Here is a 6,080-nt window from a genome sequence, read left to right as displayed (position 1 = left end):
CTATCATGCCGATTAGCAATAGTAAGATATTGATTAAAAATAGAATAATGTACTTGTTGTCACTTAAAGCCAACATAGCATCAGCCAGTTCATTGGGGATTTTTTGCATGATCATCACCCTGCTCATTACAAACAGGAAGAACAGCACCGCCATGATCGACCCGGTTAACACAGCAGCTTTCAGCGTCACCTGACCCAGTTGCTTAAACGTCATGCCCTTGTAGATAAAGATACTGACAATAATGGCGTAAACAACTGAAATGGCGGCTGCCTCCGTCGGCGTTGCAATGCCAGAGTAAATCACCCCCAGAATCAAAATTGGCATCATCAGTGCGAACGACGCGTCATAACCCGACTTGGCTATCTCCCCCATTGAAGCCTTAAACGTGGTTTTCTTCTGCACCACGATAGAGGTGTTATTTCTGAGGAAGAAGAAGTTCAGAACACAGTACCAAACCGATAGGATTAAGCCCGGAACAATAGTAGATAAAAACGCAGCGCCTACAGACAAACCACCGGTAATCGAAAACACTATCATAGGAATACTCGGTGGAATCAACAGAGCCAAAACAGACGACGATGCCACCAGCGCCGTTGCGTAACCGGCCGGATAGCCCTCCCTAACCATTCGGGGGATCATGATCTGGCCGATAGCCGCTATCGCAGCGGATGAGCTACCCGATATTGCCCCGAACAGCGCGCAAGTAATCACAGTTACCGCACCAAGGCCACCTTTTACCTTGCCGACTATGGAATTGATAAAGTTCAGAATACGGTCGGATATTCCCCCCTCCGCCATAATCGAGCCCGCCAGAATAAACAAAGGCAATGCCAGCAGCGCAAAGCTGGCTGAGGTATTGTATCCGTGCGGAAGAAGAAAAGAGATATTACTGCCGCTAAACCAGCTGAACAGCAGAGCGCCAATGCCAAAGGAAAACGCAACCGGGGTTCCGACCAGCAGCAGCACCACGATTATGGCTAACGAGATTAAAAATAGAATCATTTTACGGCATCCTTGTTCAATAAAACGCTCTGTTCTGTATATGGGCTATGCCCACTGTTTTTGTGTTTTAGTGACCGTATGCTTTTCACGCTGTCAAATACGTCGAGCACAAAGTAGACCAGCATTAAAATAAACCCTACCGCCATTGAAAAGGTCCACAGGTATCTTGGCCAGCGCAAACTGATACTCAGCCGGCCTTTGTCATAAATATTGATGGCGTATTTCAGGGCAAAATAGCCGAAGACGACGGCGGAGATAACGCAGAGGAGGTAGGTGACAAACTTGATCCATGCCAGTTTAAGCTCATCTTTGACGATTAGGTTGATGACTCCCCCATATATGTGTTCTTTGGTTCTGGTCGCATACCCCATCGCTGGGAAATATATCCACACCCCAAGCAGAATCGCGATCTCTTCAATACCGGAGAACGGCGAATCAAACATATATCTCATTATTACCTGTACAAACATTAAAAATGCCAATCCTAATGCCGCGATTACGATTTGCATTTTTAATACTCTTTCAGCCCAGGACCCGGAATTTAGCTGATACAAACTGTCCATATCACTCACTCGCTACAAACTTCACAAAGCAAACACAAAATATGATCTGTAATCATCTTTGTGCGTTGATCCTAATAACAACGCAGCCCCTTTTGAGGGCCGCGTTGGCTACGGTTTACTTTTTGTCGATACCGGTCATCTGGTAAATTTTTGCCATAATTTTAGGTCCGACTAAGCGTTCCATTTTCGGCCATTCGTTCTTATAGATAATCGACTTGGCTTTATCTTGCTGGACGTCGTTCAGCTCAACTACTTCTATGCCAGCCTGTTTAACTTTGTCCAGATAGCCTTGATCAATTGATTGTGCCTCCTTCCATACCCAAGCCATGGTTTTATCCGCAGCTTGCTGGAACTTCGCCCGTTCTGCGTCAGGCAGATCATCCCACCAGTCTTTATTGACCAGGAAAAAGGCTTGTTCAAAATAGTCTTTGGTCAAAATGTAAGTTTCCAGAACATCGCGCATTTGCCAGATTTCTACCGCTGGTGCCGTCGCACGGGCATCGATAACACCCAGTTGCAGTGAAGTGTATAGTTCGCCGTAAGGAATCGGCACGGCGGCAAAGCCAAGGTCGTTAAAGCGGTCTACGCCGATCTGAACTGTCGCGGTACGCATCTTGATGCCTTTCCCGTCTTCCGGGTAGTTGACCGGCACTTTACCTACCCCTTTGCGGATGGCAATTGAGCCAAAACCAGTTGGAACAATGCCAAGCGCGTGCAAGCCGATGTCGTGGTAAATCTCGTTGTAGATATCCAGCATTTCACCGTTAGGACCGTAAAACTTTTTAGCCTGATCCCAGTTATCTACCACATAGCCCAGCCAACTCAGATCCAGGCGCTCGTCAAACTCGGAAGCGCCGTAAGTCAGCGTCATCGGGATCACCCCTTCCATCGCCTGCTCAAACTGCGCCTCCCAACTACCTAAGTCACCGCCAGAATGATAGTCGGGCGTGTAGGAAGAGTCGGTCGCTTTGAGATTTTCGACAAATTTCTCAGCCGTCATATGGAAGATGTGATCCGTGGGATAAGACTGAGACAAGATAAATTCTTCTGCCGCTACTGGCTGCACCGCCAATCCTGACAGAGTCAACAGACACGCTGTTTGCGCGAGTTTCTTGGATAACGAAGTACCAACACGATTTGGCTTAATACGTTGTTGCATGATGAGTTCTCCTTAACCTGCAATTTGGAAGTCTTTGACTAGATAAATAAAAAGTTGAAGTTACCTGAATACACACAGGTAACTTCTTTTTTAATCATTAACTTGGAAATGAAAATTTGATTCCTTCACGGACGCCCGCTGAAGGCCAGCGTTGGGTGATGGTTTTACGACGGGTGTAGAATCGCACTGCGTCCGGACCGTAGGCTGACAGATCGCCAAACAGCGAGCGTTTCCAGCCACCGAAGCTGTGGTAGGACACTGGTACCGGCAGCGGAATATTCACTCCAACCATGCCTACTTCTATATGATCGCTGAAGTAGCGCGCCGCTTCGCCGTCACGAGTGAAAATGCAGGTGCCGTTGCCATATTCGTGCTCGTTAATAAGAGTCATCGCCTCTTCCATGCTCTTGACACGCATTACCTGCAACACTGGCCCAAAGATCTCGGCCTGGTAGCTGCTCATCTCTGGTGTTACGTTGTCGATTAAAGTACCGCCAACGTAATAGCCATTTTCACATCCTGGAACGGATATATTTCGACCATCGACGATCACTTTGGCGCCCTGCTGCTCTGCACTGTCGATATGGCCAATAACCGCTTGTTTATGCTCTGCAGTGATCACTGCACCGAAGTTACAACTGTCATCGTCGTGGGGACCGACTTTAAGCGAATCCATCGCTGACACCAGTTTGTCCACCAGACGATCAGCTACTTCATCGCCGATAGCGACAGCCACAGACAGCGCCATACAGCGTTCACCGGATGAACCAAAGGCGGCCCCAATCAATTGCTCTACTGCGTTATCCAGATCGGCATCCGGCATCACAATTGCGTGGTTCTTCGCCCCCCCTAGCGCCTGGCAACGCTTGCCGTTCGCCGCAGCGGTTTTGTAGATGTATTCAGCTACTGGCGTCGAGCCAACGAAGCTAACGGCCTTGATACGATCATCTGTCAGCAAAGCGTTCACCACCTGGTGATCACCGTTAACTACATTCATCACGCCATCAGGTAATCCAGCTTGTTTCAGCAGTTGAGCAATAAACAGAGGTGCCGACGGCGCTTTTTCCGATGGTTTGAGAATAAAGCAGTTACCACACGCGATAGCCATCGGATACATCCATAGCGGAACCATGGCCGGGAAGTTAAATGGGGTAATACCCGCCACCACACCCATCGGCTGGAACTCGCTCCAAGAGTCAATACCAGGGCCTACATTGCGGGAGTGTTCGCCTTTAAGCATTTCGGTGATATTGGCGGCGAATTCAACATTTTCGATGCCGCGAATCAGCTCACCCATTGCATCATGACCAATTTTACCGTGCTCTTTTCCCACCAACCGGCAAATGGTTTGCTTATTCTCTTCCAGCTCCAGCAACTGCTTAAACTTATGCATGATTTGCGCGCGTTTAGCAGGTGGTGTCGCACGCCAGGCCGGGAAAGCTGCGCTCGCTTTGGCAATCGCCTCTTGTACGGTGCTTTCCGAGGCCGCGGCCACCATTAACTCAACTTCCCCGTTAGACGGATTGTGAACCGGGATACTTTTTTCACCATCAGTGACAATTTGTCCTGCTATAAAATGACCTAATGTTTCCATTACGCGTTCCTTCCTATAGTTTCTGTTTTGCTTTATTTCATTGGCGATAAATTACGCGCCATAATTCACGCCGTTTTATTGCGGTATTGAAGACGTTGTTAGTTATTTACTGGTTAACTGATGCTTGAAGCGAACTAGATATCACTTAAGCTTTCACCTAATGCATTCACCAGGCTGTCAATTTCACTTGCACTGGAAATAAAAGGGATACCGAGCTGAATCGTATCGCCGCCAAACCTGACGTAATAACCCTTCTGCCACATTTTCATGGCGATCTGATAAGGCCTTAGGGTGGGCATATTTTCCGTTGCGGCTATGGTTAATCCTGCTGCCAGGCCATAGTTGCGAATATCTAATACATGGTTGCTGGACGACAGACTGTGGACTTTTTCTTCGAAGATCGGGCTAATTTCCCGAACCATCTCAATAGCGTTATTGTTTTTCAGGCTGTCTAATGTGGCTATTGCTGCTGCACACGCGACGGGATGCGCGGAGTAGGTATAACCGTGGGGCAATTCGATCATCGTTTCATGACCACTGTTATCCATATAGCCATCGTAGATCTCGCGGCTGGTTGCAACTGCACCTAGCGGAATCGCGCCATTGGTGAGCTGTTTGGCCATGGTCATGATGTCCGGCGTCACATCGAAGGCTTCAGCTGCCGTGTTTGCTCCCATACGGCCAAAGGCACAGATAACTTCATCAAATATCAACAAAATGTTGTGCTGCGTGCAGATTTCTCTGAGACGCTTCAAATAGCCTTGCGGCGGAGGGATAACACCAGCAGAACCGGCAACCGGTTCCACGATAACCGCAGCGATATTGGAGGCATCATGCAGCGCGATCAGATCCAGCAACTCATCTGCCAGTTCCGATCCCTGTTCAGGTAAGCCGCGGCAAAATTTGTTTTCTGCCAGCAAGGTATGAGACAAGTGATCTGCATCAATCCCCTGGCCAAACAGCATTTTGTTACCGACAATACCGCCGACACTGACACCGCCATAGTTAACGCCATGGTAACCTTTGCTCCGGCCAATCAACTTGGTTTTGCCCGGCAACCCTTTTTTGCGCCAGTAGCCGCGGGCAATTTTCAGGGCACTGTCGACCGATTCTGAGCCATCATTGGTATAGAAAATTCTTTCTAGTCCCTGCGGTAGCAGCTCTGCGATGCGCTCTGCCAGTTCAAACGCGATCGGGTGACCAAACTGAAAGCCTGGCGCGTAGTCCAGCGTATTGAGCTGTTTTACTATCGCCTGATTGAGTTCATCCCGGTTATGACCTAAACCGCAGGTCCAAAGTCCTGATAGCCCGTCAAAAATCTTTCGGCCTTGGTCATCGGTATAGTAGGCACCTTTTGCAGAGGTAATGATTCTGGGGTTCTTTTTGAATTCTCGATTGCTGGTAAACGGCATCCAGTGCGCGTCCAGTTGTGTTTGAGTCACTGTCATGGTTGGTTCCTGCATCCTTGATGGTTAAGCACATTTTTAATCTAGCCATCGGGTCGCAGCGTTTAAATCACAAAAACGTAAACCAAAGGTTAGCTGCGACTTAACAATTACGTTACACTTGCGCAACATTACCATCATGAAACAGGTTCTATATGGCACGAGAGTATTTCCATCAGCTGTCCGATATGGATTTGAGGTCGTTACGAATCTTCTACCATGTAGTCGAATGCCAGGGTTTTTCACAGGCTGCCATCATCGTTGAACGCCAGTTTGAAACGGACAATGTACACCCCGGATATATTGAACCGCAATC

General features: G+C 48.3%; 5 protein-coding genes. All 5 read right to left on the bottom strand.

The features are described from left to right. A partial coding sequence (locus ACQY6F_RS17830) for a TRAP transporter large permease (RefSeq protein WP_428776369.1) occupies positions 1-1,003 on the bottom strand: 1,003 nt, incomplete at its 3' end. Beyond that, the gene (locus ACQY6F_RS17825; protein ID WP_428776368.1) at positions 1,000-1,512 is read right to left on the bottom strand and encodes a TRAP transporter small permease; all 513 of its coding nucleotides are present in this window, start codon (positions 1,510-1,512) and stop codon (positions 1,000-1,002) included. The genes ACQY6F_RS17830 and ACQY6F_RS17825, both read right to left, overlap by 4 nt. Before the next feature lie 169 nt (positions 1,513-1,681). After that, positions 1,682-2,725, bottom strand: a complete 1,044-nt coding sequence (gene dctP, locus ACQY6F_RS17820) for a TRAP transporter substrate-binding protein DctP (RefSeq protein ID WP_428776366.1) — start codon at positions 2,723-2,725, stop codon at positions 1,682-1,684. 97 nt (positions 2,726-2,822) lie between these two features. Then, the gene (locus ACQY6F_RS17815; protein ID WP_428776364.1) at positions 2,823-4,319 is read right to left on the bottom strand and encodes a CoA-acylating methylmalonate-semialdehyde dehydrogenase; all 1,497 of its coding nucleotides are present in this window, start codon (positions 4,317-4,319) and stop codon (positions 2,823-2,825) included. 134 nt (positions 4,320-4,453) lie between these two features. Then, complete coding sequence (locus ACQY6F_RS17810) at positions 4,454-5,767, bottom strand: aspartate aminotransferase family protein (RefSeq protein ID WP_428776363.1); 1,314 nt, start codon at positions 5,765-5,767, stop codon at positions 4,454-4,456. Positions 5,768-6,080: the final 313 nt, after the last annotated feature.

It is taken from the genome of Vibrio sp. (assembly GCF_050299255.1).
Taxonomy (GTDB): Bacteria; Pseudomonadota; Gammaproteobacteria; order Enterobacterales; family Vibrionaceae; genus Vibrio.
Note: the sequence above shows the minus strand (reverse complement) of the source record. Positions and strands in the feature narration are given on the sequence as shown.

Excerpts from the sequence above, each read along its gene's own strand:
- ACQY6F_RS17810 (WP_428776363.1), bottom strand. The coding sequence starts at position 5,767 with ATGACAGTGACTCAAACACAACTGGACGCGCACTGGATGCCGTTTACC.
- ACQY6F_RS17825 (WP_428776368.1), bottom strand. The coding sequence starts at position 1,512 with ATGCAAATCGTAATCGCGGCATTAGGATTGGCATTTTTAATGTTTGTA.
- ACQY6F_RS17815 (WP_428776364.1), bottom strand. The coding sequence starts at position 4,319 with ATGGAAACATTAGGTCATTTTATAGCAGGACAAATTGTCACTGATGGT.
- dctP (WP_428776366.1), bottom strand. The coding sequence starts at position 2,725 with ATGCAACAACGTATTAAGCCAAATCGTGTTGGTACTTCGTTATCCAAG.